Annotated in this window: 25 protein-coding genes; 17 read left to right on the top strand and 8 right to left on the bottom strand. The window is 67.4% G+C overall.

From position 1 onward, the window contains the following. Window positions 1-4 precede the first annotated feature (4 nt). The 8 genes from sdhD to purL all read left to right on the top strand — a co-directional run bounded on the left by sdhD (window position 5) and on the right by purL (window position 10840). A complete protein-coding gene (sdhD, locus tag AC07OY_RS22495) occupies window positions 5-364 on the top strand; it encodes a succinate dehydrogenase, hydrophobic membrane anchor protein (protein ID WP_495044808.1) in 360 nt (119 codons plus the stop codon). Beyond that, the gene (gene sdhA / locus AC07OY_RS22490) at window positions 364-2130 is read left to right on the top strand and encodes a succinate dehydrogenase flavoprotein subunit (RefSeq protein WP_495044807.1); all 1767 of its coding nucleotides are present in this window, start codon (window positions 364-366) and stop codon (window positions 2128-2130) included. Before sdhD ends, sdhA begins: the two co-directional genes overlap by 1 nt. 28 nt (window positions 2131-2158) lie before the next feature. Next, window positions 2159-2860: a succinate dehydrogenase iron-sulfur subunit gene (locus AC07OY_RS22485; protein WP_268154049.1), complete on the top strand. Its 702-nt coding sequence runs from the start codon at window positions 2159-2161 to the stop codon at window positions 2858-2860. A gap of 28 nt (window positions 2861-2888) precedes the next feature. Then, window positions 2889-3140, top strand: a complete 252-nt coding sequence (locus AC07OY_RS22480; protein WP_495044806.1) for an FAD assembly factor SdhE — start codon at window positions 2889-2891, stop codon at window positions 3138-3140. Window positions 3141-3164: 24 nt separating this feature from the next. Next, window positions 3165-4475 carry a citrate synthase gene (gltA, locus tag AC07OY_RS22475; protein WP_495044805.1) on the top strand — a complete coding sequence of 437 codons (1311 nt, stop codon included), beginning with the start codon at window positions 3165-3167 and terminating at the stop codon, window positions 4473-4475. 65 nt (window positions 4476-4540) lie between these two features. After that, window positions 4541-5458, top strand: coding sequence for a ribokinase (locus AC07OY_RS22470; RefSeq protein ID WP_495044804.1), 918 nt, complete (start codon window positions 4541-4543; stop codon window positions 5456-5458). A 19-nt stretch (window positions 5459-5477) separates the two neighbouring features. After that, window positions 5478-6791 (top strand): TRZ/ATZ family hydrolase, encoded by a 1314-nt coding sequence (locus AC07OY_RS22465; protein ID WP_495044803.1) that lies wholly within the window; start codon window positions 5478-5480, stop codon window positions 6789-6791. Between the two features lie 86 nt (window positions 6792-6877). After that, window positions 6878-10840, top strand: a complete 3963-nt coding sequence (gene purL / locus AC07OY_RS22460; RefSeq protein WP_495044802.1) for a phosphoribosylformylglycinamidine synthase — start codon at window positions 6878-6880, stop codon at window positions 10838-10840. Here the strand turns inward: purL and AC07OY_RS22455 are convergent. The 4 genes from AC07OY_RS22455 to AC07OY_RS22440 all read right to left on the bottom strand — a co-directional run bounded on the left by AC07OY_RS22455 (window position 10837) and on the right by AC07OY_RS22440 (window position 13732). Beyond that, window positions 10837-11292, bottom strand: coding sequence for an SRPBCC family protein (locus AC07OY_RS22455; protein ID WP_495044801.1), 456 nt, complete (start codon window positions 11290-11292; stop codon window positions 10837-10839). The two genes, purL and AC07OY_RS22455, sit on opposite strands and share 4 nt — an antisense overlap. Continuing rightward, entirely contained in the window at window positions 11289-11642 is a 354-nt protein-coding gene (locus AC07OY_RS22450) for an ArsR/SmtB family transcription factor (protein ID WP_495044800.1), read from the bottom strand. The genes AC07OY_RS22455 and AC07OY_RS22450 overlap by 4 nt, the downstream gene beginning before the upstream one ends. Then, entirely contained in the window at window positions 11611-12285 is a 675-nt protein-coding gene (locus AC07OY_RS22445) for a glutathione S-transferase family protein (protein ID WP_495044799.1), read from the bottom strand. Before AC07OY_RS22445 ends, AC07OY_RS22450 begins: the two co-directional genes overlap by 32 nt. Before the next feature lie 115 nt (window positions 12286-12400). Then, window positions 12401-13732, bottom strand: coding sequence for an MFS transporter (locus AC07OY_RS22440; RefSeq protein WP_495044798.1), 1332 nt, complete (start codon window positions 13730-13732; stop codon window positions 12401-12403). 114 nt (window positions 13733-13846) lie between these two features. Between AC07OY_RS22440 and cyoA the strand changes: the two genes are divergently transcribed. From cyoA to AC07OY_RS22400, 8 genes are read left to right on the top strand one after another with little or no spacing between them, the layout of a single operon-like run. Then, complete coding sequence (cyoA, locus tag AC07OY_RS22435; RefSeq protein WP_495044797.1) at window positions 13847-14923, top strand: ubiquinol oxidase subunit II; 1077 nt, start codon at window positions 13847-13849, stop codon at window positions 14921-14923. A 9-nt stretch (window positions 14924-14932) separates the two neighbouring features. Beyond that, window positions 14933-16936 carry a cytochrome o ubiquinol oxidase subunit I gene (gene cyoB, locus AC07OY_RS22430; RefSeq protein WP_495044796.1) on the top strand — a complete coding sequence of 668 codons (2004 nt, stop codon included), beginning with the start codon at window positions 14933-14935 and terminating at the stop codon, window positions 16934-16936. A 16-nt stretch (window positions 16937-16952) separates the two neighbouring features. Continuing rightward, window positions 16953-17576 carry a cytochrome o ubiquinol oxidase subunit III gene (gene cyoC, locus AC07OY_RS22425; protein ID WP_495044795.1) on the top strand — a complete coding sequence of 208 codons (624 nt, stop codon included), beginning with the start codon at window positions 16953-16955 and terminating at the stop codon, window positions 17574-17576. Continuing rightward, window positions 17576-17965 carry a cytochrome o ubiquinol oxidase subunit IV gene (cyoD, locus tag AC07OY_RS22420; RefSeq protein WP_495044794.1) on the top strand — a complete coding sequence of 130 codons (390 nt, stop codon included), beginning with the start codon at window positions 17576-17578 and terminating at the stop codon, window positions 17963-17965. Before cyoC ends, cyoD begins: the two co-directional genes overlap by 1 nt. 35 nt (window positions 17966-18000) lie before the next feature. Beyond that, entirely contained in the window at window positions 18001-18132 is a 132-nt protein-coding gene (locus tag AC07OY_RS22415; RefSeq protein ID WP_495044793.1) for a hypothetical protein, read from the top strand. 9 nt (window positions 18133-18141) lie between these two features. Then, window positions 18142-18840 (top strand): SURF1 family protein, encoded by a 699-nt coding sequence (locus AC07OY_RS22410; protein WP_495044792.1) that lies wholly within the window; start codon window positions 18142-18144, stop codon window positions 18838-18840. Further along, on the top strand, window positions 18837-20174 hold the full coding sequence (locus tag AC07OY_RS22405; RefSeq protein ID WP_495044791.1) for an ATP-binding protein: 1338 nt from the start codon (window positions 18837-18839) through the stop codon (window positions 20172-20174). The genes AC07OY_RS22410 and AC07OY_RS22405 overlap by 4 nt, the downstream gene beginning before the upstream one ends. Beyond that, the gene (locus AC07OY_RS22400) at window positions 20161-20721 is read left to right on the top strand and encodes a response regulator transcription factor (RefSeq protein WP_495044790.1); all 561 of its coding nucleotides are present in this window, start codon (window positions 20161-20163) and stop codon (window positions 20719-20721) included. The genes AC07OY_RS22405 and AC07OY_RS22400 overlap by 14 nt, the downstream gene beginning before the upstream one ends. On the opposite strand, the gene AC07OY_RS22395 is transcribed toward AC07OY_RS22400, so the two are convergent. Then, window positions 20722-22014, bottom strand: coding sequence for an NAD(P)/FAD-dependent oxidoreductase (locus tag AC07OY_RS22395; RefSeq protein ID WP_495044789.1), 1293 nt, complete (start codon window positions 22012-22014; stop codon window positions 20722-20724). It lies immediately after the preceding gene. Window positions 22015-22246: 232 nt separating this feature from the next. Here AC07OY_RS22395 and AC07OY_RS22390 point away from each other — a divergent pair, with 232 nt between their 5' ends. Then, window positions 22247-22873, top strand: a complete 627-nt coding sequence (locus AC07OY_RS22390) for a PEP-CTERM sorting domain-containing protein (RefSeq protein ID WP_495044788.1) — start codon at window positions 22247-22249, stop codon at window positions 22871-22873. Window positions 22874-23014: 141 nt separating this feature from the next. On the opposite strand, the gene rbp is transcribed toward AC07OY_RS22390, so the two are convergent. From rbp to AC07OY_RS22375, 3 genes are all read right to left on the bottom strand, one after another. Then, window positions 23015-23365 carry an RNA-binding regulator gene (rbp, locus tag AC07OY_RS22385; RefSeq protein WP_495044787.1) on the bottom strand — a complete coding sequence of 117 codons (351 nt, stop codon included), beginning with the start codon at window positions 23363-23365 and terminating at the stop codon, window positions 23015-23017. A gap of 73 nt (window positions 23366-23438) precedes the next feature. Continuing rightward, window positions 23439-23645 carry a hypothetical protein gene (locus AC07OY_RS22380; RefSeq protein ID WP_495044786.1) on the bottom strand — a complete coding sequence of 69 codons (207 nt, stop codon included), beginning with the start codon at window positions 23643-23645 and terminating at the stop codon, window positions 23439-23441. 209 nt (window positions 23646-23854) lie between these two features. Continuing rightward, window positions 23855-26572: an ATP-binding protein gene (locus AC07OY_RS22375; protein WP_495044785.1), complete on the bottom strand. Its 2718-nt coding sequence runs from the start codon at window positions 26570-26572 to the stop codon at window positions 23855-23857. Between the last annotated feature and the right edge of the window lie 106 nt (window positions 26573-26678).

Genomic DNA, 26678 nt, shown 5'->3' with positions numbered 1-26678 from the left:
AAGAATGACTACTTTCGGCTCCAAGCGCATCGTCGTCGGTGCGCATTACGGCCTGCGCGACTGGCTCGCCCAGCGCATCACGGCCGTGCTGATGGCCCTGTTCACGGTGGCGCTGCTGGTCCAGGTGCTGATGCCCGGCGCCCTCGGCTATGACCGCTGGGCGGCGATCTTTTCCCAGCAGTGGATGAAGCTGCTGACCTTCGTCACCATCCTGTCGCTCGCGTATCACGCCTGGGTCGGCATGCGCGACATCTGGATGGACTACATCCAGCCCGTGGGTGTGCGCCTCGCGCTGCAGGTGTTCACCATCGTTTGGTTGTTGGGTTGCGCCGGTTGGGCAATCCAGGTTCTGTGGAGACTGTGATGGCGGCGCTTGCGACCCGTAAGTTCGATGTGGTGATCGTCGGTGCCGGTGGCTCCGGCATGCGCGCCTCCCTGCAGCTGGCCCTGGCCGGCCTCAACGTGGCCGTGCTGTCCAAGGTCTTCCCGACCCGCTCGCACACCGTCGCCGCGCAAGGCGGCATCGGCGCGTCCCTGGGCAACATGAGCGAGGACAACTGGCACTACCACTTCTTCGACACCGTCAAGGGTTCGGATTGGCTGGGCGACCAGGACGCCATCGAGTTCATGTGCCGTGAAGCGCCCAAGGTCGTCTACGAGCTTGAGCATTTCGGCATGCCCTTCGACCGCAACGCCGACGGCACCATCTACCAGCGCCCCTTCGGCGGCCACACCGCCAACTACGGCGAGAAGCCCGTGCAGCGCGCCTGCGCCGCGGCCGACCGTACCGGCCACGCGCTGCTGCACACGCTCTACCAGCAGAACGTCCGCGCCCGCACGCAGTTCTTCACCGAGTGGATGGCGCTGGACATCATCCGTGACGCCGAGGGCGATGCCGTCGGCGTGACCGCGCTGGAGATGGAGACCGGCGAGATCCACATCCTGCACGCCAAGACCGTGCTGCTGGCCACCGGCGGCGCCGGCCGCATCTTCGGCGCCAGCACCAACGCCTTCATCAACACCGGTGACGGCCTGGGCATGGCGGCACGCGCCGGCATCCCGCTGGAAGACATGGAGTTCTGGCAGTTCCACCCCACCGGCGTGGCCGGCGCGGGCGTGCTGCTGACCGAAGGCTGCCGCGGCGAAGGCGCGATCCTGCGCAACAGCAATGGCGAGCGCTTCATGGAGCGCTATGCCCCCACGCTGAAGGACCTGGCCCCGCGCGACTTCGTGTCCCGCTCGATGGACCAGGAGATCAAGGAAGGTCGCGGCTGCGGTCCCAACAAGGACTATGTGCTGCTGGACATGACCCACCTGGGCGCCGAGACGATTGCCAAGCGCCTGCCCTCGGTGCTGGAGATCGGCCACAACTTCGCCAACGTCGACATCACCAAGGAACCGATTCCCGTGGTGCCGACCATCCACTACCAGATGGGTGGCATTCCGACGAACGTCCACGGCCAGGTCGTCATCCCCAAGAACGGCAAGCCCAACGACATCATCAACGGCCTCTACGCCGTGGGTGAATGCTCCTGCGTGTCGGTGCACGGCGCCAACCGCCTGGGCACCAACTCGCTGCTGGACCTGCTGGTGTTCGGCCGCGCGGCTGGCAACCACATCGTCGACTTCAACCTGAAGACGAAGTCGCACAAGGACCTGCCCAAGGACGCTGCCGACAAGACCCTGGCCCGCCTGGCGCGCCTGGAGTCGGCCACCAACGGCGAGTACGCCCAGAACGTCGCCAACGACATCCGCTCGACCATGCAGAAGCATGCCGGCGTGTTCCGCACGCAGGCGTCGATGGACGAAGGCGTCGCCAAGATCAAGGAAGTCGCCCAGCGCGTCGGCGGCATCGGCCTGAAGGACAAGTCCAAGGTCTTCAACACCGAGCGTGTTGAGGCCCTGGAAGTCGAGAACCTCATCGAAGCCGCTCTGGCCACGATGATCTCGGCCGCTGCCCGCCCCGAGAGCCGTGGCGCCCATGCGCACAACGACTACCCGAACCGCGACGACGCGAACTGGATGAAGCACTCGCTGTGGTACTCCGAAGGCAATCGCCTGGACTACAAGCCTGTCAATCTCACGCCGCTGACGGTTGAGTCGGTGCCCCCGAAGGTTCGTACCTTCTGACGCCGCGCCGAGCAAGGATCAACACATCATGAAGCGCACCTTCCAGATCTACCGCTACGACCCCGACAAGGACGCCAAGCCCTACATGCAGACCCTCGAGGTCGAGCTGGACGGCCATGAGCGCATGCTGCTGGACGCCCTGGTCAAGCTGAAGGCCGTGGACCCGACGCTGTCCTTCCGCCGCTCCTGCCGCGAAGGCGTCTGCGGCTCGGACGCGATGAACATCAACGGCAAGAACGGCCTGGCCTGCCTGACCAATATGCGGACCCTGCCGGGCACCATCGTGCTCAAGCCGCTGCCGGGCCTGCCCGTCGTGCGCGACTTGATCGTCGACATGACGCAGTTCTTCAAGCAGTACCACTCGATCAAGCCCTACCTCGTCAACGACAACCCGCCGCCCGAGAAGGAGCGCCTGCAGTCGCCGGTCGAGCGCGAGGAGCTGGACGGCCTGTACGAGTGCATCCTGTGCGCGAGCTGCTCGACGAGCTGCCCGAGCTTCTGGTGGAACCCCGACAAGTTCGTCGGCCCGGCCGGCCTGCTGCAGGCCTACCGCTTCATCGCCGACAGCCGCGACGAAGCGACCGCCGAGCGCCTGGACAACCTCGAGGATCCCTACCGCCTGTTCCGCTGCCACACCATCATGAACTGCGTGGATGTCTGCCCCAAGGGCCTGAACCCCACGAAGGCCATCGGCAAGATCAAGGAACTGATGGTCCGCCGCGCGGTCTGAGTCAGCGTCAATGAGCGAAGCGGCCTCGATGATCGACGAACGCGCACTGTCCAAGCTGCGCTGGCGCTGCCGTCGGGGTCTGCTCGAGAATGATCTTTTCATCGAGCGCTTCTTCAACAGCCATCCGCAGGGCATCACGGTCAGCCAGGCTGACGGCCTGACGGCCTTGATGGACCTGTCCGACAACGACCTTCTCGACCTGTTACTGCGCCGCAAGGAGCCCAGTGGTGAAATCGACACCACTGCCGTGCACCAAGTCCTCGCCGACCTGCGCACCTGATTTCAAAACCCTAAGGACTCCAGCATGACCCCGTCCGACGTCAAAGCCACCCTGTCGTTCTCCGACGGCAGCCCCTCGATGGACCTGCCCCTGTACAAGGGCACCATCGGCCCGGATGTCATCGACATCCGCAAGCTCTACGGCCAGACCGGCAAGTTCACCTACGACCCGGGCTTCCTGTCGACGGCGTCCTGCAACTCCACCATCACCTACATCGATGGCGACAAGGGCGAGCTGCTGTACCGCGGCTACCCCATCGAGCAGCTCGCGGTGAACTGCGACTACCTCGAGACCTGCTATCTGCTGCTGTACGGAGAGCTGCCCAACGAGAGCCAGAAGGCCACCTTCGAGGACAAGGTCACTCGTCACACCATGGTGAACGAGCAGATGCAGTTCTTCCTGCGCGGTTTCCGCCGTGACGCCCACCCGATGGCCGTCATGACGGGCCTGGTGGGCGCGATGTCGGCCTTCTATCACGACAGCACCGACATCAATAACCCCGAGCACCGCGAGATCGCGGCGATCCGCCTGATCGCCAAGATGCCGACGCTGGTGGCCATGGCCTACAAGTACACCATCGGCCAGCCCTACATCTACCCGAAGAACGATCTCTCCTACGCCGGCAACTTCATGCGCATGATGTTTGCCACGCCCTGCGAGGACTACAACCCCAACCCGGTGCTGGTCCGCGCGATGGACCGCATCTTCACGCTGCACGCCGACCACGAGCAGAACGCGTCGACCTCGACCGTGCGCCTGTGCGGTTCGTCGGGCACCAACCCCTTCGCGGCCATCGCGGCCGGCGTGGCCTGCCTGTGGGGCCCCGCTCACGGCGGCGCCAACGAGGCCTGCCTGAACATGCTGGGCGACATCCAGAAGCAGGGCGGCGTGGCCCGCATCGGCGAGTTCGTCAGCAAGGTCAAGGACAAGAACTCCGGCGTCAAGCTGATGGGCTTCGGTCACCGCGTCTACAAGAACTACGACCCGCGTGCCAAGCTGATGCGCGAGACCTGCCACGAGGTGCTGGGCGAACTGGGCCTGCAGAACGACCCGCTGTTCGAACTGGCCATGAAGCTCGAGAAGATCGCGCTGGAAGACGAGTACTTCGTCGCCCGCAAGCTCTACCCGAACGTCGACTTCTACTCGGGCATCGTGCAGCGCGCCATCGGCATCCCCGTGCCGCTGTTCACCGCCATCTTCGCGCTGGCCCGCACGGTCGGCTGGATCGCCCAGCTCAATGAGATGATCGGCGACCCCGAGTACAAGATCGGCCGCCCGCGCCAGCTCTTCGTCGGCGCCACCCCGCGCGACGTCAAGCCCATCGCCCAGCGCTGATCGGCTCTCGCCCTATCGCGAACCCCTCGGTTTCCCCCGAGGGGTTTCTTCATTTTGGAGACTCGATGACCCGACCTGAGATCCTGGTGCTAGGCAGCGTGAATCGCGACCTCATCGTGCATGCGCCGCGCCTGCCCCTGCCGGGCGAGACGCTGCGTGGCCAGAGGTTCGGCTCCTGCCTGGGTGGCAAGGGCGCCAACCAGGCAGTGGCTGCAGCACGGCTGGGCGCCAAGGTCGCGCTGGCGGCGCGGGTGGGTCTGCTGGAGAACGGTGCGGCCATGGTCGAGCAATTGAAAGGCGAGGGCGTCGACACGCAGGGCATCGCCCAGCCGGCCGACGAGGTGCCGGGTGTAGCGCTGATCGTCGTCGGTGCCGAGGATGCCGAGAACCAGATCGTCACCGTCGCCGGCTCCAACGGCACGCTGCCGCTGGGGCAGGTCGAGGCGCTGGAGCTCGACGGCCTGCGCTGGCTGGTGGCCCAGCAGGAGCTGCCGCTGCAAAGCGTGGCCCGTGCCTTCGAGCGCGCCCATGCGGTCGGCGTGAAGACCATCCTCAATGCCGCGCCGTTCCGGCCCGGCTGCGAGGCCCTGCTGCCCCTGGTCGACCTGCTGGTCGTCAATGAGCTCGAAGCTCAAGCCCTGGTGACGACGCTGGGCGGTGGCGTGGCCGAACCGGAAGCGCTGGCGCAGTCGCTGCGCGCCAAGGGCCCGGCTGCCGTGCTCGTGTCGCTCGGCGCCGACGGCCTGTGCTGGGTCGATGACCAAGGCACGCGTCGCGTGCCGGCCCGCAAGGTCAAGGCCGTCGATACCGTCGGCGCTGGCGATACCCTCGTCGGCGCTCTCGTCACCGCGCTGGCTGAAGGCCAGCCCATTGCGGACGCGCTCGCCTTTGCCCAGGCCGCCGCGGCCATCGCCGTGTCGCGCCCGGGCGTGCAGGACGCGATGCCGCGCCGCGCCGAAGTCGAACAATCGCTGAAGAACTGAATCCCACAAGGAGAACAAGATGTCCCAGACCCTGCTGCTGCCCCGCTGGATCCTGACCATGAAGGCCGGTGAAGGCACGCTCGAGAACCACGGCCTGCTGATCGAAGGTGAGCGCATCGCCGCCATCGGCCCGCGTGCCGATCTGCTGGCGAAGTACCCGCAAGCCGAACGCGTCGAGCTGCCCGAGCAGATCCTCATCCCCGGCCTCATCAATGGCCATGCCCACTCGGCCATGACGCTGCTGCGCGGCGTCGCCGACGACGTGCCGCTGATGGACTGGCTGCAGAACCACATCTGGCCGCTGGAGAAGAAGTGGGTCAGCGAGGACTGGACCTATCTGGGCTCCAAGCTGGCGGCCGCCGAGGGCCTGCGCAGCGGCACGACCTATATCAACGACATGTACTTCTTCCCGACCGCCATGGCCCGTGCCGCGGTGGACTCGGGCGTGCGTGCTGCCGTGTCGATGAACGTCATCGACTTCCCCACCGGCTATGCCTCGGGCCCGGACGACTACATCGCCAAGGGCGTGGCCGCCTACGAGCAGTACAAGGGCGAGAGCTTGCTCGACTGGACCAGCGCGCCGCATGCGCCCTACACGGTCTCCGACGAGACCTTCATCAAGCTGCGCGACCTGGCCGAGAAGCTCGACATCCAGATGCACTGCCACATCCACGAGACGGCAGGCGAGGTGACGGACGGCATCAAGGCCCATGGCGTGCGTCCCATCGCCCGCCTGGACAAGTTGGGCCTGTTCAACGAGCGCATGATCGCCGTGCACATGGTCCACCTCGATGAAGCCGAGATCGAGCTGATGGCCAGGAAGGGCGTGCACCTGGTGCACAACCCCAACTCCAACCTCAAGCTGGCCTCGGGCGTGATGCCCTTGAAGGCGCTGGAAGCCGCCGGCGTCAACACCATCCTCGGCACCGATGGCGCGGCGTCGAACAATGGGCTGAACATGTTCGGCGAGATCCGCTCGGCGGCCCTGCTGGCCAAGGGCATCACCGGCGACCCGACGGTGGCCTCGGCCCGCACCGCGCTGGAGATGGCCACCATCCGCGCCGCCAAGGCCATGGGTCGTGCCGACGATCTGGGTTCGCTGGAAGTCGGCAAGCTGGCCGACTGCGTGGCCGTGTCGCTGGACAACCTCGAGTGCCAGCCGGTCTACAACGCCGCCGCCCAGCTGGTCTATGTGGCTGGCCGCGAGCATGTCAGCAATGTCTGGATCGGTGGCCGCCAGGTGCTGAAGGAGCGCCAGCCGACCACCATCGACGTGCCGGCGCTTTTGAGCGAAGTGCGAGAGGTGGTCGAGCGCATGAAGGCCGGCGCCTAAAATTTTGCTGAATGGTCAAAGTCGGGAGGAGGGCATTGCCCTCCTAGAATGCGCGTTTCCCCTTACGCCGGCCGCCTCCCGACGCCATGACCCGCACCCTGCATCTGCAATGTTTCGAGGGCGGCAACGCTCTGTCCGCCTTCCGCGCTCAGGCGCTGCTCGCCAAGCTGCAACAGGTCAATGAACGCATCAGCGGCGTCAGTGCCCGCGCGGTGCACTGGGTGTGGACCGATGCGCCGATGGCCGCCGATGCGCGGGAGCGTTTCGAGGCCCTGCTGACCTACGGCGAGCCTGCCGACGGCAGCGTGAGCGGTGACCTTGTCGTCGTCACGCCGCGCTTCGGCACCGTCAGCCCCTGGGCCTCCAAGGCCACCGACATCGCCCGCAACTGCGGCCTGAGCCTGCGCCGCGTGGAGCGCGTCGTCGAGTACCGCGTCGCGTTGAAGAGCGGCCTGCTGGGTGGCACCAAGCATCTCAGCGAAGCCGAGCTCAAGGCCTGCGCCGAGCTGCTGCACGACCGCATGACCGAGTCGGCCTGCTTCACGCGCGAGGACACGGCGCATCTGTTCGACGAGCGCACCGCCGAGCCTCTGGCCCATGTGGACGTGCTGGGCGCCGGCCGCACCGCTCTGGAAAAGGCCAATGTCGAGTTCGGCCTGGCCCTGTCCACCGACGAGATCGACTACCTCGACACCAACTTCAAGAAGCTAGGCCGCAACCCCAGCGACGTCGAGCTGATGATGTTCGCCCAGGCCAACAGCGAGCACTGCCGCCACAAGATCTTCAACGCGAGCTTCATCGTCGATGGCGAGGCCCAGCCGCTGAGCCTGTTCGGCATGATCCGCAACACCGAGAAGCTGAACCCGCAGCACACGGTGGTCGCCTATTCGGACAACGCGGCCATCATGGAAGGCCACGCCATCGAGCGCTGGATGCCCGCACCGCAGCCGGGCGCGGCCTATGTGGCCCGCGCCGAGCAGGCCGAGGTGCTGATGAAGGTGGAGACGCACAACCACCCGACGGCCATCTCGCCCCACCCGGGCGCATCCACGGGCGCCGGCGGCGAAATCCGCGATGAAGGCGCCACCGGGCGCGGCTCCAAGCCCAAGGCCGGCCTGACGGGCTTCTCGGTCTCCAACCTGCATCTGCCGGGCCTGAGCGAGCCTTGGGAGCAGAACCCCGTCGGCAAGCCGGCTCACATCGCATCGGCGCTGCAGATCATGATCGATGGCCCGCTGGGTGGCGCGGCCTTCAACAACGAGTTCGGCCGACCCAACCTGGCCGGCTATTTCCGCGTCTTCGAGCAGTCCGTGGACGGCGTGCGCCGCGGCTATCACAAGCCCATCATGATCGCCGGCGGCTTGGGGCAAATCCGCTCGGACCTGACCAGGAAGATCGAGTTCCCGGCCGGCAGCCTGCTGGTGCAACTGGGCGGCCCCGGCATGCGCATCGGCATGGGCGGCAGCGCGGCCAGCTCGATGGCGGCGGGCACCAACACGGCCGACCTGGACTTCGACTCCGTGCAGCGCGGCAACCCCGAGATCGAGCGCCGGGCCCAGGAGGTCATCAACCACTGCTGGGGCCTGGGTGCTGAGAACCCGGTGCTGGCCATCCATGACGTCGGCGCGGGCGGCATCTCCAATGCCTTCCCCGAGCTGGTCAACGACGCCGGCCGCGGTGCGCGCTTCGACCTGCGCAAGGTGCCGCTGGAAGAGTCGGGTCTGGCGCCCAAGGAAATCTGGTGCAACGAGAGCCAGGAGCGCTATGTGCTGGCCATTGCGCCGCAGAGCCTCGATCTCTTCAAGGCCTTGTGCGATCGCGAGCGCTGCCCGTTCGCGGTCGTCGGCGTGGTGACCGAGGAGCGCGACCTGAAGCTGGTCGACGAGCAGTCGGGCGGCGGCCACCCCATCGACATGCCCATGGACGTGCTGCTGGGCAAGCCGCCCAAGATGCAGCGTGACGTGAAGCGTGTGGCCCGTGATGGCGGCACGCTGGACCTGAATGGCGTCAAGCTCGAGCAGGCCGCCTTCGATGTGCTGCGCCACCCGACCGTGGCCAACAAGCGCTTCCTCGTCACCATCGGCGATCGCACCGTGGGCGGCCTCAACCACCGCGACCAGATGGTCGGCCCCTGGCAGGTGCCGGTGGCGGACTGCGCCGTCACGCTGGCCGACTTCAAGGGCTTTGCCGGCGAGGCCATGAGCATGGGCGAGCGCACGCCGCTGGCGTCCGTCAACGCGCCGGCTTCCGGCCGCATGGCCGTGGCCGAGGCCATCACCAATCTGCTGGCCGCTCCCTTCGAGCTGCCGCGCGTGAAGCTCAGCGCCAACTGGATGGCCGCCTGCGGCGAAGCGGGTGAAGACGCCGCCCTGTTCGATACCGTGAAGGCTGTTGGCATGGAGCTGTGCCCGGCTCTGGGTATCTCCATCCCGGTCGGCAAGGATTCGCTGTCGATGCGCACCAAGTGGGATGACAAGCAGGTCACCGCGCCGGTGTCGCTCATCGTCACCGCCTTCGCCAGCATCGCCGACGTGCGCGGCACGCTGACGCCGGAATGGCAGCGCGAAGATTCCTGCGCCATCCTCGTCGACCTCGGCCAGGGCCAGCACCGCATGGGCGGCTCCATCCTGGCGCAGACGCTGAACCAGTTCGGCTCGGACGTGCCGGACCTGGACGACCCGCAACTGCTGGTCTCGCTCGTCAACGCCATCAACGAACTGCGCGCATCGGCCAAGCTGCTGGCCTATCACGACCGCTCCGACGGCGGCCTGTGGGCGGCTGCCTGTGAAATGGCATTCGCGGGCCAGACCGGCCTGAGCCTGAATGTCGACATGCTGGTCACCGAAGGCGACGGCATCAGCGACAGCCGAGCCGACACCGGCGACTCCAAGAACTGGGCCACGCAGGTCGGCGCCCGCCGCGAGGAGCTGACGCTGCGTGCGCTGTTCGCCGAGGAACTGGGCGCCGTCATCCAGGTCCGCGCCAGCGACCGCGATGCCGTCATGCAGGTGTTGCGTGCGCACGGCCTGTCCAAGCATTCGCATGTGGTTGCCAAGCCCAATGCGTCGCGTCAGATGGAAGTCTGGCGTGATGCGAAGAAGGTCTTCGGCGCGGATCTGACGGCCCTGCAGCAGACCTGGGACGAGGTGTCCTGGCGCATCGCCAAGCTGCGCGACAACCCGGCTGGCGCCGATGCCGAGCACGCCGCCGCCGGCAAGGCCGACGACCCCGGTCTGCATGTGCACCTGACGTTCACGCCCGAGGCGCCGTTCGTCTCGACAGGTGCTAGACCGAAGGTCGCCATCCTGCGCGAGCAGGGCGTCAACTCCCATGTCGAGATGGCCTATGCGATGTCGCTGGGCGGCTTCGACAGCTTCGACGTGCACATGAGCGACCTGCAGTCCGGCGCGGTCAAGCTGGACGGCTTTGCGGCCTTCGTCGCCTGCGGCGGCTTCAGCTATGGCGACACCCTGGGCGCCGGCGAAGGCTGGGCGCGCAGCATCATGTTCAACCCGGTGCTGACCGAGCAGTTCCGTGCCTTCTTCTCGCGCAAGGACACGCTGGCCCTGGGCGTCTGCAATGGCTGCCAGATGCTGGCGGCGCTGGCCCCCATCATCCCGGGCGCCGACGCCTGGCCGCGCTTCACGCGCAACCAGAGCGAGCAGTACGAGGCCCGCCTGGCTCTCGTCGAGGTGCTGGATTCGCCCAGCGTCTTCTTCAAGGACATGGCCGGCAGCCGCGTGCCCATCGCCGTTGCCCACGGCGAAGGCTTTGCCAACTTCGCTCGCCAGGGTGATGCCAGCAAGGTCATCAAGGCCATGCGCTTTGTCGACAACCACGGCCAGGCGACCGAGGCCTATCCGTTCAACCCCAACGGCAGCCCTGGTGGTCTGACCTCGGTGACGACGCCTGACGGCCGCTTCACCGCGCTGATGCCGCATCCGGAGCGCGTCTTCCGCAATGTGCTGATGAGCTGGACCTCGGGCGACAAGAGCGCCCACAGCCCTTGGCTGCGCATGTTCCAGAACGCGCGGAAGGCTCTCGGCTAAGCCGCGTCGACTTCGAGCAGCAGGCGGTCGAGGCCCTCTTCGGTGCCTCGCCGACGCTGCGCGATGTCCATATGACCGTCGAGGTAGGCGAGCTGTTCTGTCAGCTTCAGCGTCGAGCCTGAAGCGCCGTCCGCGAACTCCACCGTGACCAGCGACGCCGACAGCGCGCGGCCGCCCATCGTCATCGAGTAGGCGAACACGATGCGCGCGTCCTTCACGATGTCCAGAAACACCTTGTCGACCGCCAGCGGCGTGCCGTCGTCCAGACGGCTGCGATAGATCTCGAACCCACCCGGCCGGAAGTCCATGCTGAACTCCGTCGCCCCGGTCTCGGCATGGCAGTCGTTCCAGCGCTGCTTGGTGGCCGGGTCGGCCCAGGCGGCGAAGACGCGGGCGGCCGAGGCCTTGAAGCGGCGGTCCAGCACAAAGCTGGTGTGGGCGGCAGCGGTCATGGCTTGTCGTCCTGTTCTTGAAGAAGGGCGTCGAGGGCGTCGAACTGGCGATGCCATTGCGCCTTGCGCTGCGCCACCCAGTCCTCCAGCCCGCTGAAGGCATCTGGCGCGATGCGATAGGTGCGCACGCGGCCTGCCTTGTCCGATGCCACCAGGCCGCCGGCCTCCAGCACCGCCAGATGCTTGACCGCCGAGGGCAGGGCGATGCCCAAAGGCTTGGCGAGGTCGGTCACCGACGCCGGCCCGCGCGCGAGCTGATCCACCATCGCCCGGCGGTTGCCGTCGGCGAGCGCGACGAAGAGGCGGTCCAGGCGCCCGTCAGTCGGCGAGGAAGCGTGCGGGGAGGGCATGGCGCAGCGGGTAGTACTTCAAGACGGGGCGGGCCTCGACGATGCAGCGCCAGACCGAAGGCCGGGCCAGCAGGCGTTCGAAGTAGGCGGACAGCCTCACATGCCCGGGCGAGAAGGGGCGGATGATGGCCGCGTGGAACAGCGACGGCGCGGCTGCGCAGTCGGCCATGGAGAAGGCCTCGCCGGCGGCCCAGGGGTCGTCGCCCATGCGGCTCTCGATGAGGTCATAGGCCTGGCCCAGTTCATTGACGACGGCGCTCATCGCGATGGGATCGCGGTCGGCCTCGGGCCTGAGCAACTGGGCCACATAGCGCTGCGCGGGCGTCATCACATAGCAGTCGAACAGCCGGTCCCACAGGCGTACCTGCAACTGGGCGTCGAAGTCCTCGGGCAGCAGGCGCACCGGGCCGGGGTGGCGGCAGTCCAGGTATTCGATCTGCACCGAGGTCTCGGGCAGCACGCGCTCGCCGTCGACCAGCAGCGGAATCTTGGCCGTGGGCCACAGCGCCGCATAGGCCGCACGCGCGTCCGGGTCGCCGAGGTTGACGCCGCGCGCCTCGAAGGGCGTGTCGTTCTCGTAGAGCGCGATCAGGACCTTCCAGCAGTAGGAGGACAGCGGGTGGTAGTGCAGCGTCAGGGACATGGTGGACTCAATCAGTTTCCAGTGCGGCTAAGTGTATTGAAACTTTCCAAAGTTGGAAACTGTTGGGGCAAAGAAAAGCGGGCCGGAGCCCGCTTTCTACTTGGTGCGATCTGCTTCAGTCTTCGACCACCGCGGCCGCCTGCAGCTGCTTGTTCACCCTCAGCGCCACCAGCGTGCACAGCGCGCCCGACATCAGGTACGCCGTCAGCGTGATCAGCCCGAAGTGCGACGACAGATACAGCGCCACCACGGGTGCGAAGGCGGCGCCGAACAGCCAAGCCATGTCGGCCGTCAGCGCCGCGCCGGTGTAGCGGAAGTGGGGCAGGAAGTTGGACGTCACCGAGCCGGCCGACTGGCCGTAGGACAGGCCCAGCAGCACGAAGCCGATCAGGATGAAGGCCGCCTGGCCGGGCTTGCCGCCGCCCAGCATCAGCGGCGCGAACACGGCGAACACGCCGATGGCGATGGCCATGCTGCCGAGGTAGCTGCGCCGGCCGATCTTGTCGGCGATCAGGCCCGACATGGGCATGGCGACGGCGGCGAAGGCCGCGCCCAGCAGCTCCATCTTGATGAAGTCGTCGATGCCTTGCGGGTCGGACAGGGCCACCCAGGACAGCGGGAAGACCGTCACCAGATGGAAGAGGGCGTAGCTGGCCAGGGCGGCAAACGCGCCGATGACGATGTGATGGCCCTGGGCCGGCAGCAGTTCGTGCAGATGGGCGGGGTCGAGCTCATGCTCTTCCATGCGCTTCTCGTACTCGTGCGTGACCACCAGGCGCAGCCGGGCGAAAAGCGCGACGACGTTGATGGCGAAGGCCGTGAAGAAGGGGAAGCGCCAGCCCCAGGACAGGAAGTCCTTGCTGTCGAGGCTGGTGTAGACGTACAGGAAGACGCCAGAGGCCACGAAGAAGCCCAGAGGGGCGCCCAGCTGGCCCAGCATGGCGTACCAGCCGCGGCGGTCGGGCGGGGCGTTCAGCGCCAGCAGCGAGGGCAGGCCGTCCCAGGAGCCGCCCAGGGCCAGGCCCTGGCCGACGCGGCACAGGGCCAGCAGCAGGATGGCGGTGCTGCCGGCTTCGGCAAAGCCGGGCAACAGCCCCATGGCGACGGTGGAGCAGCCGAGCAGGAAGAGGGCGGCGGTCAGCTTGGTCGAGCGGCCGAAGCGGCGCTGGATCTCCATGCCGATCAAGGTGCCGACCGGTCGGACGACAAAGGCCAGTGCAAAGACCAGGAAGGCGTAGAGGGTGCCGGTGAGCCTGTCGGCGAAGGGGAAGAAGACCTGGGGGAAGACCAGCACCGAGGCGATGCCGAAGACAAAAAAGTCGAAATATTCGGACGCGCGGCCGATGATGACGCCCACCGCGATATCGCCGGGGGCCAGATCCTCGTCCGTCCGGGTGGTCAGCGGACCGGATTGGGGGCTAGGGAAGGTACTACCTGCAACTGCCATTTCGGGCTTGTCTCCGTCTGTGCCTTGGACAAAATGTCCAATCGTTGATTTACCTCAATCAACTTACATTCCGTCGCTGCCCGCAAGATCGTTAACCCTCGCGCGCCTCTCAGGATGTACCCCAACAAGTCTCTCCTCACATGCGTCCTGGTTTTGTCAGCCAGCTTCGCTTTGTCCGGCTGCGACTGGATCGTGATGAAGCCCCACGGCGACATCGCGAACCAGCAGGCGCAGCTCATCGTCACCTCGACGCTGCTGATGCTGCTGATCATCGTCCCGGTGATCGCGCTGACGCTGTTCTTTGCCTTCCGTTACCGGCAATCGAACCCCGAGGCGACCTATGCGCCGGACTGGGACCATTCCACCCGCCTGGAACTCGTCATCTGGGGCGCGCCGCTGCTGATCATCATCGCCCTGGGCGCCATCACCTGGATCAGCACCCACAAGCTCGACCCCTTCCGCCCGCTGGACCGCATCGCCGAGGACAAGCCCCTGGTCGCCGGCGTGAAGCCGCTGGAGGTCTACGCCGTTTCCATGGACTGGAAGTGGCTGTTCATCTACCCCGAGCAGGGCATCGCCACCGTCAACGAGCTGGCCGCGCCGGTGGACCGCCCCATCCACTTCCGCCTCACGTCCACCAGCGTGATGAACACCTTCTACGTGCCCGCTCTGGCCGGCATGATCTACACCATGCCGGGCATGGAGACCCAGCTGCACGCCGTCATCAACAAGGCCGGCGTCTATGACGGCATCTCGGCCCATTACAGCGGTGCCGGCTTCTCGGACATGCGCTTCAAGTTCCACGGCCTGAACGACGCGGATTTCGCGCGCTGGGTCGAAGGCAACAAGGCGGGCGGCGCCAAGCTGACGCGTGAGGACTACCTCAAGCTGGAGCGGCCGAGCACCAAGGAGGCCGTGCGCCGCTACGCCAGCGTCGAGCCGGGGCTGTGGGGCGCCATCGTCGACCGCTGCGTCGACGGCAAGAAGATGTGCGTCAGCCAGATGATGGCCATCGACGCCGCCGGCGGTGCCGGCAAGGGCGGCCTGGCCAGCACCATGAGCAGCCCATGGCGCGATGCCGAGGGCGGCAAGCGCGACCGCACCGTCGTCGCTGCCCTGTGCACGCCGACCAATCCGCTGGGCCTGCCCATCGAGACCGACGCGGCCACCGCCGTCGCGCAGAAGAAGTAAGAGAAGCCGATGACCGCTCCTGTCTACCCCGAAGAGCTCCACCCGGTCTTTGGCCGGCTGGGCCTGCATGCCCTGCCCATCCACGAGCCCATCCTCGTGGCCACCTTCATCGCCTGCGCGCTGGGCGGCCTCTTCGTCTTCTTCCTGATCACGAAGTTCAAGCTTTGGGGCCACCTGTGGCGCGACTGGATCACCAGCATCGACCACAAGAAGATCGGCATCATGTACATGCTGCTCGGCGTGGTCATGCTGCTGCGCGGCTTTGCCGACGCGCTGATGATGCGGGCCCACCAGGCCATGGCCTTCGGCGAGAACGCCGGTTTCCTGCCGCCGCATCACTACGACCAGGTCTTCACGGCCCATGGCGTCATCATGATCTTCTTCGTCGCGATGCCTTTCGTGACGGGCCTGATGAACTATGTCGTGCCGCTGCAGATCGGCGCGCGCGACGTTGCCTTCCCCTTCCTGAACAACTTCAGCTTCTGGATGACGGTGGGCGGCGCCATCCTGATCATGATCTCGCTGTTCGTCGGCGAGTTCGCCAAGACCGGCTGGCTGGCCTTCCCGCCGCTGTCGGGCATCCTCGCAAGCCCTGACCCCGGGGTGGACTACTACCTGTGGTCACTGCAGATCGCGGGGGTGGGGACGACGCTGTCGGGCATCAACCTGATCGCCACCATCATCAAGATGCGTGCGCCGGGCATGGCCATGATGAAGATGCCCGTCTTCACGTGGACGTCGCTGTGCACCAACGTGCTCATCGTCGCCAGCTTCCCCGTGCTGGCCGCGGCCCTCGCGCTGCTGACCGCCGACCGCTACCTCGGCACCAACTTCTTCACCAACGACCTTGGCGGCAACGCCATGCTCTACGTGAACCTGATCTGGATCTGGGGCCACCCCGAGGTCTATATCCTGATCCTGCCGATCTTCGGCGTGTTCTCCGAGGTCGTGTCCACCTTCAGCCGCAAGAAGCTGTTCGGCTACGCGTCCATGGTCTATGCCACGGTCGTCATCACCATCCTGTCCTACCTCGTCTGGCTGCACCACTTCTTCACGATGGGCTCAGGCGCCAGCGTGAACTCGTTCTTCGGCATCACGACGATGATCATCTCGATCCCGACGGGCGCCAAGATCTTCAACTGGCTGTTCACGATGTACCGTGGCCGCATCCAGTTCGAGGTGCCCATGCTGTGGACGGTGGGCTTCATGATCACCTTCACGGTGGGCGGCATGACCGGCGTGCTGCTGGCCGTGCCGGCGGCCGACTTCGTGCTGCACAACAGCCTGTTCCTGATCGCCCACTTCCACAACGTCATCATCGGCGGCGTGGTGTTCGGCGTCTTCGCCGGCATCAACTACTGGTTCCCCAAGGCCTTCGGCTTCCGCCTGGACGCCTTCTGGGGCAAGGTCTCGTTCTGGTGCTGGTTCATCGGCTTCTGGCTGGCCTTCACGCCGCTGTATGTGCTTGGGCTCATGGGCATCACGCGCCGCGTCAGCCACTTCGACGATCCGTCGCTGCAGATCTGGTTCGTCATCGCCGCCATCGGCGCGGGCGTCGTGGCCCTGGGCATCGGCGCCTTCCTGATCCAGATCGCCGTCAGCGTGATGCGCCGCAAGGAGCTGCGCGACACGACGGGCGACATCTGGGGCGGCCGCACGCTGGAGTGGTCCACGTCCTCGCCGCCGCCGGACTACAACTTCGCCTTCACGCCCATCGCCCATGAGATGGACGCCTGGTATGACATGAAGCAGCGCGGCGCCGAGCGCCCGGTCAAGGGCTTCGTCGACATCCACATGCCCAGGAACACCGGCGCCGGCTTCGTCATCGCCATGCTGGCCACGCTGATGGGCTTCGCGCTGATCTGGCATATGTGGTGGATCGCCGGCATTGCCTTCGCCGCCACCGTCATCGCTGCCATCGTGCACACCTTCAACTACGACCGCGACTACCACATCAAGGCCGATGCGGTGACCCGCATCGAGGACGAGCGCACCCGTGCGCTGGCCGCCTGACCGCAAGAGCTCTGACATGTCCGCCACCATTGCCACCCATGTGAACGGCACGCCGCTCTACTACGACCACAGCGGCGAGCACCATCCGCCCAACAGCACCATGCTGGGCTTCTGGCTCTACCTGATGAGCGACTGCCTCATCTTCGCGGTGCTGTTCGCCGTCTACGCCGTGCTGGGCCGCTCCTACGCGGCCGGCCCCTCGGGCGCCGACCTGTTCGACCTGCCGCTGGTGGCCGTCAACACGGCCCTGCTGCTGTTCTCGTCCATCACCTATGGCTTCGCGATGATCGCGATGCAGGCCCGCAAGAAGGGCCTGCTGCTGGCCTGGCTGGCCGTCACCGGCCTGCTCGGCCTGGGCTTTCTGGGCATCGAGCTCTACGAGTTCCACCACCTCATCCACGAGGGCGCCGGCCCGCAGCGCAGCGCCTTCCTGTCCAGCTTCTTCACGCTGGTCGGTACGCACGGCCTGCACGTCACCTTCGGCTGCATCTGGCTGGTCACGCTGATGTTCCAGGTCAACAAGCTCGGCCTCACGCCGGCCAACCGCCGCCGCCTGATGTGCCTGTCGATGTTCTGGCACTTCCTGGACGTCGTCTGGATCGGCGTCTTCACCTTCGTCTACCTCATGGGGGTGCTGTGATGGCCGGCCATGCACATGATGCTCACGGTCACGACGACCATCTCGACGGCGAGGAAGACTTCCACGTCAGCTACAAGGGCTACGCGACGGGCTTCATCCTGTCCGTCATCCTGACCGCCATCCCCTTCTGGCTCGTCATGGCCAAGGTGCTGCCCAGCCCCAAGATGACCGGCTTCGTCATCCTCGGCTTCGCGGCCGTGCAGATGGTGGTGCACATGATCTATTTCCTGCACATGAACGCCAAGGTCGAGCAGGGCTGGTCCATGCTGGCCCTGTTGTTCACGGCCGCCCTGGTGGTCATCATGCTGGCCGGCTCGGTCTGGGTCATGTATCACATGAACACCAACATGATGCCGACGCCGGACCCTGCGGCCATGCGGAACATGTAGCCCTTACGCAGGCGCGGCTGAAAGTACCCGGAAAGATGGATTGGATCCCCGTTGTCCTCGTGACGTTCAAGGCTGTCGTGTTCTGCACGGGCATGTTCTTGGCCATCAAGTGGCACTACGACCAAGGCAAGAAAAAGAAGAAGAACAACGACACCCAGGGACCGTAGGCCATCGACATGACCCGTGCCGCGCGCGTTGCGCTGATTGTCGCCACGGCGCTTGCCGGTCTCGGGTTCGCTGCGCTGGCGGTCTGGCAGGTCCAGCGCCTGGGATGGAAGCAGGACCTGATCGCCCGCGTCGAGCGGCAGCTCACGGCGGAGCCGGTGGCGCCGCCGCCGGTGGCCGCCAAGGCCGACGAGTACCGCCGCGTGCGCCTGCGTGGCCAATTCGAGCCGCGCGAGGCGCTGGTCCAGGCCAACACCGAACTCGGCGGCGGCCACTGGGTCATCGCGCCGCTGCGTCTGGCCGATGGCAGTGTCGTCCTCGTCAACCGCGGCTTCGTACCGCCCGAGCAGCGTGCGCCCGAGCGGCATGCCGCTCCCGCCGACCCCGTTGAGCTGACTGGCCTGCTGCGCCTGACCGAGACCGGCGGCGGTCCGCTGCGCAAGAACGAGCCGGCCGAGGGCCGCTGGTACTCGCGCGACGTGGCCGGCATCGCGACCCAACTCGGCGTGGCGGACAAGGTCGTGCCTTACTTCGTCGACGAGTCCGCCGACCCCACCCAGCCGCAGCGCTGGCCGCGCCCCGGCCTGACGGTCGTCCGTTTCGCCAACAATCACGCCGTCTACGCCGCCACCTGGCTGGCGCTCGCGGTCATGGCGGCCGCCGCGGTGGGTTATCTGCTGCATGAAGAGCGCCGGCGCGCCACGCCTTGAACACCACGCCGCTGCCGCTCACTGCCGAACCCGTTGCCGTCGCGCCCGAGCGCCGCGCCGGCCGCGCCAACCTGCGCCAGCTCATCGAGCTGCGCTGGCTGGCCGTCGGCGGCCAGCTCGCCACGGTGCTGGTCGTGCACGTCGGGCTGGACATCCTGCTGCCCTGGGCCGAGATGATGAGCCTGCTGGGCATCCTCGTCGCCTTCAACCTCTTCAGCATCTGGCGCAGCAAGCTCACCCAGCCGGTGTCGCAGATCGAACTCTGCGTGGCGCTGCTGGTCGACGTCGGCGTGCTGACCGGCCAGCTCTACCTGGCTGGCGGCAGCGACAACCCCTTCATCTACCTCTATCTGCTGCAGGTCGCGGTCGCGTCCGTGTTGCTGCGGCCGGCCTATCTGATGGCCGTCATGCTGAGCGCGGTGTCGGGCTTCGTCGTGCTGACGCAGTGGCATCGCCCTCTCGCGCTGGACCCGACCTCGCCGACGGAGCTGTCGCCCAACTACCTCGGCGGCCTGTTGCTGTGCTTCCTGCTCAACGTGGCGCTGCTGAGCGTGTTCATCGTGCGCATCAACCGCAATCTGCGCCAGCGCGACGCCGAGCTGGCCGAACTGCAGCAGCGCGCCGCCGAGGAGGTGCACATCGTGCGCATGGGCCTGCTCGCCAGCGGCGCCGCGCATGAGCTGGGCACGCCGCTGGCCACCCTCAGCGTCATCCTCGGCGACTGGGCGCACATGGCGCCGTTTGCCGCCGAGCCCGAGCTGCGCGAGGAGATCGAGGAGATGCAGCGCCAGATCCTGCGCTGCAAGGCCATCGTGACCGGCATCCTGATGTCGGCCGGCGAGATGCGTGGCGAAGCGCCGCGCCTGACCACGCTGCAGGCCTTCACCGAGGGCCTGGCCAGGGACTGGCGGGCGGCCCATCCGGGCGCCGACCTGGCCTTGCGCAACAAGGACCTGCCCGAGGTCGAGATCATCCTGGACAGCGCGCTGCAGCAGGTCGTCGCCAACCTGCTCGACAACGCGCTGGAGGCCGCGCCCGGCATGCCGCTGACCCTCGTCGCCGCCTGCCCCGACGAGGAGACGCTGGCCTTGAGCGTGCGCGACAACGGCCCCGGCTTCGATGGCGAGCGGCTCAAGCATTTCGGCGAGCCTTACCAGAGCAGCAAGGGCCAGCCCGGCCGAGGCATGGGCCTCTTCCTGTCGGTCAATGTGGCGCGCACCCTGGGTGGGCGGCTGGAGGCGCGCAACCGCGAAGGCGGTGGCGCCGAGGTCATGCTGACCCTGCCGCTGGCCTCGCTGCTGCCGCGACAATCCCTTTCAGATGTCCGCCGCTGATTCCGACCGCCTGCTGCTCATCGTCGAGGACGACGACAGCTTCGCCCACACCCTGGCCCGCTCCTTCGAGCGCCGCGGCTGGCGCTGCCTGCGGGCGACCGGGCTGGACGACATGAAGAACCTGCTCGACGGCCTGCCTGACGACGACGAACTCGGCCATGCCGTCGTCGACCTCAAGCTCGCCGGCGGTGCCTCGGGCCTGGCCTGCGTGCAGGCCCTGCATGGCTGGGATCCGGAGGTGCTGATCGTCGTGCTGACCGGCTATGCCAGCATCGCCACGGCCGTCGAGGCCATCAAGCTCGGCGCCTGCCACTACCTGGCCAAGCCGGCCAATACCGACGACATCGAGGCCGCCTTCGCGCGCAGGCAGGGCGATGCGGATGTGGAAGTGACCGAGCGCCAGACCGCTTCCATCAAGACCCTGGAGTGGGAGCGCATCCACGAGGTGCTGGCCGAGACCGACTTCAACATCAGCGAGACCGCGCGGCGCCTGGGCATGCACCGGCGCACGCTGGCGCGCAAGCTCGAGAAGCAGCGCATCAAGTGATCAGCCGGACAACTTCTCCCTGAGCGCGTCGCGCAGCTCCGCCCAGCTGTAGGTGGCCTGGGCCGCCAGCAAGCCGGCCTGGCCGAACACCGGCGTCAGTCCGTAACGCTTCAACGCGGCGGGCAGGTCGGCGCGGCCGCTGATGGCCTCGGCCAGCCATTCACCGGCTACCGTCGTCGGCGCCACGCCATGGCCGCCAAAGGCCTGGGCGAACCACAGGCCCGGCGCCAGCTGGCCGATCTGCGGCATCTTGTGGCGGGCATAGCTCATCAGGCCACCCCAGGCGTGCTCGATGCGCACGGCGGCCAGCTGCGGGTAGACCTTGAGCAGGTCGGCCTGCAGCATCTGTGCGATGCGGGCCGGATCGCGCTCCTGGATGGAGATGCGGCCGCCCCACAGCAGGCGGTTGTCCTGCAGCTTGCGGTAGTAGTCGAAGGCGAAGCGGTTGTCGTAGAGGGCAGCGGGTGTGCGGATGGGCTGCAGGCGCTCGGGCAGCGGCTCGGTCGAGATGACGTAGGTGGCGATCGGCAGCCTGGCGCCAGTCAGCGCCGGTAATACGGTCTTGAGATAACCCCCACCGGCCACAACCACCTGGGCCGCGCGGATCGAAGCGTCCTGCGCGGTGCATAGCACGAAGCCTCCGGCGGGCAGGCGGTCGATGCTCATGACCGCGCTGTGCTCGTGCACCTGGCCGCCAGCAGCCTCGATGACGCGGGCCAGGCCCAGCGCGTACTTGAGCGGATGGAAATGGAAGGCGTCGCGCTCCAGCAGGGCGCCGCCATAGCGCTCCGTGTCCAGCCACTGCCGCACTTGCCCAGGCGCTATCTCGTCCCAGTTGACGCCGAAGTGCTCGCGCAGCCAGCGGGCCTGGTCGCGCAACTGGCGCTCGGCGTGCGCGCTGTGCCTGAACCAGTTGAGGAGCAGGGCGCCACCTTCCACCTTGTCGCAGGCCATGGCGTGCGCGTCGATGCGCGAGCGGATCAGCGCGACCGCCTCGCGGCTGTGGGCATAGAGCTCGCGCGCCTGCGCCGGGCCCAGGTCGCTCACCAGATCGGCGGCATCGCGGCTGTAGCCGCCGAAGACGAAGCCGCCATTGCGTCCCGAGGCACCGTGGCCGATGGTCTGGGCCTCCAGCACCGCGACGCTGTGGATGCCCCGCTCCTGCAGCCCGCGCGCGGTAGCCAGGCCGGCGAAGCCGCCGCCCAGGACGGCGACTTCCACGTCGCAGGTTTCGGCCAGCGGCGGGAAGCTCAGGCGGGGTGCCGTGGCGGCGTAATAGGTCTGCGTTTGCATGCGTGCTTGCTGGCCTGGGGCTGAGCGAGGCAATGTAGCCGTCTGACGTCCTCTCGCGTCCGACGCTTCAAGCCCAGGGCGGGACTTCGGCGCTGGCGCCTCAGCTGCAGGCCATGACAACCGCCCCCCGAATCGAGGGGCGACATGGCGTACAGATGGCGGAATCGCTCGGGCGAGACCTTCTATAGAGTCGGCTGCGCGGCAAGCAATGCCGTCACGAAGGAGCATGGCGATGGATCTCTGGAACGCCCTTCGCCGCCTGGGGGCCACCGCGGCCATGGCCTTTGCGGCCGTCACGGCGCACGGCGCGCCGGTGACGCTGACGCTGCACGGCACGATCACCGGCTACGAGTTCATCGATCTGGGCACCGCCGCGGGGCTGACGGTCGGCACCACGGTCGACCTGTCGCTGAGCTTCAACGAGACCTGGAGCGACCTCAGCTACAGCTTTGCCGACCCGCTCGGCCCGGTCAGCGGTTCGGCCACCGTCGGCACCCACGCCTTCAGCTTCACGGGCGGCAACCCGTATTCCTACAGCTACAACGGGAACACCGGCGAGGTGATCAATGTGCGGCCCCAGTTCACCGGCACCGGGCCGAGCTTGGGCGGCGGCGACTTCTTTGGCCTGTTCGCCACCTTCACGCCGGCGTTGGTCCTGGAAAACCTGATGCTGGGCTATGGTTTCAGCAGCAGCTTTCCGGGCGGCAGCGTCACCAGCTACGGCTACGCTTACATCAGCCTGGACAACTACCAGGTGACGCCAGGCGGGCCCAACAGGGTGCCGGCGCCGGCGACGCTGCTGCTGGTGGCGGCAGGACTGCTGGCGGCTGGCTTCGTGCGACGGCGCTCCGCCTCATAGCCTCGCCAGCAACTCATAGGCCCGCCGCCTCAATGCGTGGCCATGGCATGTAGCCCTTGGCACGCCGACGCACGCCAGGTCCGGACAGGACGAAAAAAAACCGGCTCAGGAGAGCCGGTCTTTCGCACAGAGCCGCTGGGCTCAGTAGCGACCACCACCGAAGCCACCCGTGCCGTAGCCGACATCCGAACGCTTGGTGGCGGTGTAGCCCTTGGCGCTGTAGCCGCCCGAATCCTTGCTGGCTTCGCGGGGGCGGGCCAGGCTGACGACGATGGAGCGTCCATCGACGGACATGCCGTGCAGTGCGGCAATGGCGGCCTGGGCGACTTCGGGAGAAGCCATTTCCACGAAGCCAAAGCCCTTGGACATGCCGGTATCCCGGTCCATCATGACCTTGGCGGAGGAAACGCCGCCGAACTCGGCGAAGTTGCTTCTCAAGCTGGCATCGGTCACCGAATAGGGCAGGTTGCCCACATAAATCTTGCTGCTCATGGAGCCTTTCTGAGTGTTGGCGCAGGGCGCCGTTCTGCGAATCCGCCATCGGCAGTTCGCAGCGAGTGGGGCGTCAGCACGCTTTAGGCGGCATGCACGCTTGAAGCCAGCCCTGAGTGACGGCGAACAGCCGCGCAGCTTCACGGGTGGCAAAGGTGGTGTCGAAGCGGAATACGCGCCGACAACTGTCGTTGCCCCCGGCGGGGCGAACCGAGAACGAGGCGCGAAAGCGGCCACAGTCGGTCGGGTGTGTCGCGGGCGAAACGACGTAATTGCCCATGGGGATGGCGTGGTTCGAAATCTTGTTCAGTCAGAACTGCAGGCGTGAATCGCCCGACAGGGCACTTTCTTGCTGGGTCCGCTATCGCAGGGCCAAGCCAAAAAGAGTGTGCAAGGTCGCAAGGAGCGCCCCGGATGGGCGCGTGAACCGCCAGTCAGATGGCGGCATGCAACCGAGGATTATATCTAGTTCAATATATTTTGGATTGTTTATATTTCTTCTGGTATTGAACCCGCCAGCTTCTCCGTGCGCCGCCGCTGGTAGTCGCAGCCCAGCTTCGCAAAGACTTGCGCATGCAGATGGAGGGTTGATTGCCGCCCCTGCAGGAGGTCGTCGGCGCGCTTCAGGATCTGGGCCGCAATGGGGTTCTCTCGTGTCGCTGCGATGGCGCGCTGCAAGCGCAATGCCGCCTCGGGGTGACGGGCCAGCACGGCCGCCTCGGCCCACAGGGCCGCGTACCAGGGCCGCCACTTGAAGAACTGCCAGGTGCCGGCGTCCGGGTCGTCGATGTCGGTGCTCAGGCGCTGCACGGCGGCCTCGGGGCGTCCCTGGTCCAGTGCCAGCAGCGCGTCCAGGGCGGGGGCCACGCCGGTTGAGCAACCCTCCAGACGCTCCGGGTTCAGCATGACGCAGCGGCTGATGGCCAGCCAGCGCTGGCGTTCGGCCGTGTCGCCCAGCAGGCCGTGCACCGTCGCCATCGCGTAGGTCGCCACGCTCAACGTGCCCGACACCGGCCGACCGGCGCGCTCCCAGGCCTCGCGGAAGCGATCACCGCGCAGCACGGCGGCCTCCAGGTCGCCAGCCATCAAGTCGACGGGGATGCGCCTTGCCAGCGCCGGATGCGGATAGTCGCGGTAGCAGGCTTGCTCGGCCAGCTGTTCGGCATATTCCGTCGCCGCGCGGAGCTGGCCGGCCGACAGCTGCGCCTCGGACGCCATCAGCAGGTGGTCGTTGAACTGGAAGGCGGTCGCCGCGTCCAGCGGCAGGAGGCCCAGCACCGCCGCGCGGCGTTCACAGGCGGCGATGGCCAGGCCCAGTTCGCCGCGATTGGCGTGGTAGGTGCAGCGCTGGTCCTGCACCAGGCTTTCGATGAGCGGCCGCCCGGCCGTGCGCGCCAGCTTGCCCGCCCGCTCCACCAGCCCGGTGGTGCGCTCGTCATCGGCGCGCAGGCCATAGGCCATGGCGATGGCGATGGTGGCTTCGGGCGCCGCAGCGCCGCCGGCGAGGGCTGCCGCACGCGCCAGCCGTGATTCGCTCTCACTGGCCTCATGGCGGACGGCAATGATGCCGGGCGCATAGCGCAGATAGATGGCCGTCCAGGCCAGGTCTTCGGCGGCGGAGGCGGCATCGCCGTTGGCCAGGGCCGCCGCGGCGGCTTCGTCGAGCAGGCGCAGGGTTTCCTGCCCCACCAGCCGGGTGGCGGCAGCGCCTGCCGCCAGCCGCAGCAGCCGTGCCTGCTCGGCCTTTTCAGCATGGGCGGCAGCCTGTTCGTAGCTGCGCTGGGATTCATGGGGGCGGCCGCGCAGCAGCAGTTGCTCGGCCAGGCGTTCGGCCAGCGCGGCGGCGTCGGGCGCACCCGCCCGGGCCTCGACCCAGGCCAGGGCCGCCCGGGCATCGGCGGCCAGGCTATCCAGGCGCTCGCACCAGGCGTCATCCCGCCCCTGCTGGGCCAGTGCCGCCAGCGTGGCGAGGCACCAGCTGCGGTGTCGCGAGGCCACGGCCTCGTGCCGGCCGGTCTGGTCGAGTTGCTCGGCGCCGAACTGGCGGATGGGCTCCAGGGCCCGGTAGCGCGTCGGCATGCCGTGCTCGACGAGCAGCAGGCTGTGCTCGGCCAGGCGCGCCAGCGCCTCGGCCACATCGAAGCGCTGCAGCGGGCCGCCGACGATGGCCAGCGCCGCGGCGACGTCGAACCATGACGCGAAGACCGAGATGGCATCGAGCAGCTCGCGGTCGGCCTGCGTCAGCAGCCGGTAGCTCCAGGTGATGGTGTCGCGCAGCGAGCGGTGCCGGTGCTCGCCGGCCTCGTGGCTGCCGAGCATGCGCAGGCCGCGGTCCAGGCCGGCCAGCAGCCCATCGAGGCCGAGGGCCGGGCAGCGCGCGGCGGCGAGTTCGATGGCCAGGGCCATGCCGTCGAGCGAAGCGCAGACCGCCACGACCTGGGCGCGATCCAGCTCGGCGGGCACGCCGGCGGCACGCGCACGTTCGACAAAAAGCTCGGCCGCGTCGCCGCCGGCCTCGTGGACCGACAGGCCAGGCACCGCGAACAGCCATTCGAAGGGCGTGCGCAGCGGCACACGGCTGGTCGCCACGATGCCCAGGCGCGGGCATTGGCCGAGCAGGCGGCGCACCTGCTCGCGGACGGCGTCGAGCACATGCTCGCAGTTGTCGAACAGCAGCAGCGCGTCGCTGTCGGCCAGCGACGCGATCACGGCGTCGGCCAGCGAGCCCCCGAGTGGCGCGACCACGCCGGTGGCCTCGGCAAGGGCGGCCACCACCATCTCGGGGTCGTTGACCTGGGCCAGCCCGATGAAGCGGGCACCGTCGCGCCGTGTCGCACCCAGCTGTTCGGCAACCCGCAGCGCCAGCCGGGTCTTGCCGACGCCGCCGGGTCCGGTGGCCGTGACCATGCGCTGGGCCGTCGCGGCCTCGAGGAGAGCGGCGCACTCGGCTTCGCGCCCGATGAAGCTGCTCGCCGGCGCCGGCCAGCGCGGCACCTGGCCGGGCGTGGCGGCCGCCTGGCGCGCCAGTGCGCGGCGGTCGGCGACCTGCAGCTTCTGGATCAGCGCCGAGACATGCGACTCGACCGTGCGCACCGACAGGAACAGGCGATCGGCAATCTCCTGGTTGCTCAGGTGCTGGGCGACCAGGGACCACACCTCGCGCTCGCGCCGGGTGATCCCTGAGCCCCGGTTCATCGTCGTGTCCACGGCTGCGGAGTATCTGCGCGCCGCCTACGGATACCAACTTCCGTGCTGGCCACGGATGCGCGCTCGCGGCAGCCCGAGAACACTGGCTTCACTGCCTCCAGGAGCC

It is taken from the genome of Roseateles sp. GW821-FHT09H10 (assembly GCF_059415865.1).
Note: the sequence above shows the minus strand (reverse complement) of the source record. Positions and strands in the feature narration are given on the sequence as shown.

What these genes read in the sequence shown, in the direction of transcription:
- AC07OY_RS22455 (WP_495044801.1), bottom strand. Translation starts at nt 11,292, where the DNA reads ATGACCGCTGCCGCCCACACCAGCTTTGTGCTGGACCGCCGCTTCAAG.
- AC07OY_RS22380 (WP_495044786.1), bottom strand. Translation starts at nt 23,645, where the DNA reads ATGGGCAATTACGTCGTTTCGCCCGCGACACACCCGACCGACTGTGGC.
- AC07OY_RS22410 (WP_495044792.1), top strand. Translation starts at nt 18,142, where the DNA reads ATGACCCGTGCCGCGCGCGTTGCGCTGATTGTCGCCACGGCGCTTGCC.
- AC07OY_RS22440 (WP_495044798.1), bottom strand. Translation starts at nt 13,732, where the DNA reads ATGGCAGTTGCAGGTAGTACCTTCCCTAGCCCCCAATCCGGTCCGCTG.
- cyoD (WP_495044794.1), top strand. Translation starts at nt 17,576, where the DNA reads ATGGCCGGCCATGCACATGATGCTCACGGTCACGACGACCATCTCGAC.
- AC07OY_RS22445 (WP_495044799.1), bottom strand. Translation starts at nt 12,285, where the DNA reads ATGTCCCTGACGCTGCACTACCACCCGCTGTCCTCCTACTGCTGGAAG.
- AC07OY_RS22470 (WP_495044804.1), top strand. Translation starts at nt 4,541, where the DNA reads ATGACCCGACCTGAGATCCTGGTGCTAGGCAGCGTGAATCGCGACCTC.
- AC07OY_RS22465 (WP_495044803.1), top strand. Translation starts at nt 5,478, where the DNA reads ATGTCCCAGACCCTGCTGCTGCCCCGCTGGATCCTGACCATGAAGGCC.
- AC07OY_RS22415 (WP_495044793.1), top strand. Translation starts at nt 18,001, where the DNA reads ATGGATTGGATCCCCGTTGTCCTCGTGACGTTCAAGGCTGTCGTGTTC.
- sdhA (WP_495044807.1), top strand. Translation starts at nt 364, where the DNA reads ATGGCGGCGCTTGCGACCCGTAAGTTCGATGTGGTGATCGTCGGTGCC.
- AC07OY_RS22485 (WP_268154049.1), top strand. Translation starts at nt 2,159, where the DNA reads ATGAAGCGCACCTTCCAGATCTACCGCTACGACCCCGACAAGGACGCC.
- rbp (WP_495044787.1), bottom strand. Translation starts at nt 23,365, where the DNA reads ATGAGCAGCAAGATTTATGTGGGCAACCTGCCCTATTCGGTGACCGAT.
- AC07OY_RS22480 (WP_495044806.1), top strand. Translation starts at nt 2,889, where the DNA reads ATGATCGACGAACGCGCACTGTCCAAGCTGCGCTGGCGCTGCCGTCGG.
- AC07OY_RS22400 (WP_495044790.1), top strand. Translation starts at nt 20,161, where the DNA reads ATGTCCGCCGCTGATTCCGACCGCCTGCTGCTCATCGTCGAGGACGAC.
- AC07OY_RS22390 (WP_495044788.1), top strand. Translation starts at nt 22,247, where the DNA reads ATGGATCTCTGGAACGCCCTTCGCCGCCTGGGGGCCACCGCGGCCATG.
- purL (WP_495044802.1), top strand. Translation starts at nt 6,878, where the DNA reads ATGACCCGCACCCTGCATCTGCAATGTTTCGAGGGCGGCAACGCTCTG.
- cyoA (WP_495044797.1), top strand. Translation starts at nt 13,847, where the DNA reads ATGTACCCCAACAAGTCTCTCCTCACATGCGTCCTGGTTTTGTCAGCC.
- cyoC (WP_495044795.1), top strand. Translation starts at nt 16,953, where the DNA reads ATGTCCGCCACCATTGCCACCCATGTGAACGGCACGCCGCTCTACTAC.
- AC07OY_RS22450 (WP_495044800.1), bottom strand. Translation starts at nt 11,642, where the DNA reads ATGCCCTCCCCGCACGCTTCCTCGCCGACTGACGGGCGCCTGGACCGC.
- AC07OY_RS22395 (WP_495044789.1), bottom strand. Translation starts at nt 22,014, where the DNA reads ATGCAAACGCAGACCTATTACGCCGCCACGGCACCCCGCCTGAGCTTC.
- sdhD (WP_495044808.1), top strand. Translation starts at nt 5, where the DNA reads ATGACTACTTTCGGCTCCAAGCGCATCGTCGTCGGTGCGCATTACGGC.
- gltA (WP_495044805.1), top strand. Translation starts at nt 3,165, where the DNA reads ATGACCCCGTCCGACGTCAAAGCCACCCTGTCGTTCTCCGACGGCAGC.
- cyoB (WP_495044796.1), top strand. Translation starts at nt 14,933, where the DNA reads ATGACCGCTCCTGTCTACCCCGAAGAGCTCCACCCGGTCTTTGGCCGG.